The organism is Ruegeria sp. SAZD011, assembly GCF_059612545.1.
The window spans coordinates 1-3,501 of record NZ_JBXWQU010000033.1 but is presented as its reverse complement, the minus strand read 5'-3'; the positions used below and the strand labels follow the sequence as shown (position 1 = coordinate 3,501).

2 rRNA genes are annotated in these 3,501 nt (G+C 54.2%); both read left to right on the top strand.

The features are described from left to right. Positions 1 to 304 precede the first annotated feature (304 nt). Positions 305 to 3,133 (top strand): 23S ribosomal RNA (locus AC2FLM_RS17590). Between the two features lie 227 nt (positions 3,134 to 3,360). Then, positions 3,361 to 3,475, top strand: a 5S ribosomal RNA gene (gene rrf / locus AC2FLM_RS17585). Positions 3,476 to 3,501: the final 26 nt, after the last annotated feature.

Below are 3,501 nucleotides of genomic sequence, written 5' to 3'. Positions count from 1 at the left end.
GTCCTCAAGTAGCCGAATAGGCGGTAGGACACATATATGTCCTCAAGTAGCCGAATAGGCGGTAGGACATATAAAAGAGAGCAGAAGGCGTGGATTGGGTCTAGCCGGCTCGATCTGACGTATCCCTGTTGAAACGAACAGACGTTGTCCAAGTCAAGTACACTAACCCGGTGCGGTCCGCGAGGATACGCACCAATATGTTCAGCCCTGACGGGCTGAGCGGGAAAAGTGACTTTTGGTTCAGAAGAAGGCCTGGTCGAACCAGCCCGGGCCGTGAAAGTTCAGTCTTTCTTTTTCTGGATCGAATCAAGCGCGAGAAGGGCGTTTGGTGGATGCCTTGGCAGCAAGAGGCGATGAAGGACGTGATACTCTGCGATAAGTCATGGGGAGCCGAGAATAGGCTTTGATCCATGAATCTCCGAATGGGGCAACCCACCTGAATGTTTGTTATTGTTAGCCTCGCTATCAATAATGAGCATGAACAGGTACTTAAGACCTGAATACATAGGGTTTTAAGAGCAAACCCGGGGAACTGAAACATCTAAGTACCCGGAGGAAAGGAAATCAATTGATACTCCCCTAGTAGTGGCGAGCGAACGGGGACCAGCCGAGCCTTGAGAATGAGAAGAACATGTTGGGAAGCATGGCCATAGCGGGTGACAGCCCCGTATTCGAAGTTCGATGGGACGTATTAAGTAGGGCGGGACACGTGAAATCCTGTCTGAAGATCGGAGGACCACCTTCGAAGGCTAAGTACTCCTTGCTGACCGATAGCGAACCAGTACCGTGAGGGAAAGGTGAAAAGCACCCCGACGAGGGGAGTGAAACAGTACCTGAAACCGGACGCCTACAAGCAGTCGGAGGGACCTCGAGTCCTGACGGCGTACCTTTTGTATAATGGGTCATCGACTTGGTCTCACGAGCAAGCTTAAGCCGTTAGGTGTAGGCGCAGCGAAAGCGAGTCTTAATAGGGCGTCGAGTTCGTGGGATCAGACCCGAAACCGAGTGATCTAGGCATGGCCAGGTTGAAGGCAAGGTAACACTTGCTGGAGGACCGAACCCACATCCGTTGAAAAGGATCGGGATGAGCTGTGCCTAGGGGTGAAAGGCCAATCAAACTCGGAGATAGCTGGTTCTCCGCGAAATCTATTTAGGTAGAGCGTCATCCGAATACCCCGGGGGGTAGAGCACTGGATGGGTAATGGGGCCCCACAGGCTTACTGATCCTAACCAAACTCCGAATACCCGGGAGTACTAGATGGCAGACACACTGCGGGTGCTAACGCCCGTAGTGGAGAGGGAAACAACCCTGACCTCCAGCTAAGGCCCCCAATTCATGGCTAAGTGGGAAAGCAGGTGGGATGTCCAAAACAACCAGGAGGTTGGCTTAGAAGCAGCCATCCTTTAAAGATAGCGTAACAGCTCACTGGTCTAATCAAGACGTCCTGCGGCGAAGATGTAACGGGGCTCAAGCCATGAGCCGAAGCTGAGGATGCCGCAAGGCATGGTAGCGGAGCGTAGTGTGACATAGGTTCTATCCTCTTTAGTGTCCTTCGGGGCACCTTGGAGGATCACGAACCTTTCGATGAAGCCGGGGCGTGAGCCATCCGGTGGAGAGATCACTAGCGAGAATGATGACATGAGTAGCGACAAAGAGTGTGAGAGACACTCTCGCCGAAAGTCCAAGGGTTCCTGCTTAAAGCTAATCTGAGCAGGGTAAGCCGGCCCCTAAGCCGAGGCCGAAAGGCGTAGGCGATGGGAACCAGGTTAATATTCCTGGGCCAGGAGGATGTGACGGATCACGGATGTAGTTCGACCTTATCGGATTGGTCGGGCTGCTGAGTGGTCCCTGGAAATAGCCCTCCATCAGACCGTACCCTAAACCGACACAGGTGGACTGGTAGAGAATACCAAGGCGCTTGAGAGAACGATGTTGAAGGAACTCGGCAAAATACCTCCGTAAGTTCGCGAGAAGGAGGCCCGGGTTCAAGGCAACTTGGATCCGGGGGCACAAACCAGGGGGTGGCGACTGTTTATTAAAAACACAGGGCTCTGCGAAGTCGCAAGACGACGTATAGGGTCTGACGCCTGCCCGGTGCCTGAAGGTTAAAAGGAGGGGTGCAAGCTCCGAATTGAAGCCCAGGTAAACGGCGGCCGTAACTATAACGGTCCTAAGGTAGCGAAATTCCTTGTCGGGTAAGTTCCGACCTGCACGAATGGCGTAACGACTTCCCCGCTGTCTCCAACATCGACTCAGCGAAATTGAATTGCCTGTCAAGATGCAGGCTTCCCGCGGTTAGACGGAAAGACCCCGTGCACCTTTACTACAGCTTCGCACTGGCATCAGGATTGTGATGTGCAGGATAGGTGGTAGGCTTTGAAGCAGGAACGCCAGTTCCCGTGGAGCCTCCCTTGAGATACCACCCTTCGCACTCTTGATGTCTAACCGCGGTCCGTCATCCGGATCCGGGACCCTGCGTGGCGGGTAGTTTGACTGGGGCGGTCGCCTCCTAAAGCGTAACGGAGGCGCGCGAAGGTTGGCTCAGAGCGGTCGGAAATCGCTCGTTGAGTGCAATGGCAGAAGCCAGCCTGACTGCAAGACTGACAAGTCGAGCAGAGACGAAAGTCGGCCATAGTGATCCGGTGGTCCCGAGTGGAAGGGCCATCGCTCAACGGATAAAAGGTACGCCGGGGATAACAGGCTGATACTGCCCAAGAGTCCATATCGACGGCAGTGTTTGGCACCTCGATGTCGGCTCATCTCATCCTGGGGCTGGAGCAGGTCCCAAGGGTACGGCTGTTCGCCGTTTAAAGAGGTACGTGAGCTGGGTTTAGAACGTCGTGAGACAGTTCGGTCCCTATCTGCCGTGGGTGTAGGATACTTGAGAGGAGTTGCCCCTAGTACGAGAGGACCGGGGTGAACGATCCACTGGTGGACCTGTTGTTGCGCCAGCAGCAGTGCAGGGTAGCTATGATCGGACAGGATAACCGCTGAAGGCATCTAAGCGGGAAGCCCCCCTCAAAACAAGGTATCCCTGAGGGCCGTGGAAGACCACCACGTCAATAGGCCGGAGATGTAAGCGCAGCAATGCGTTCAGTTGACCGGTACTAATCGCCCGATAGGCTTGATCCGATCCAGTAACAGAAAGACTGATCAAATGGCCTCAACTAGCGCTCCGCGCGCCAGGCCAAATCAAGAACCAAAAGCACCAACAAGACTTGGACAACACCGTGACAATCCAAAACCGGATTGCACATGATTGATAAAACCGAGTGGGGCCACAGTTTGCTGCGCAAACCGTTCTCCCCCACCCGTCGCGATCCGCCAAAGGCGGATACGCGACGTGAGTATTTATTCGGTTTGGTGGTCATAGCGAGCGCAATACACCCGGTCCCTTCCCGAACCCGGAAGTTAAGTGCCTCCGCGCCAATGGTACTCGGGCTAAAGCCCCGGGAGAGTAGGTCACCGCCAAACCTAATAAATACTCAATACTCTCTAAA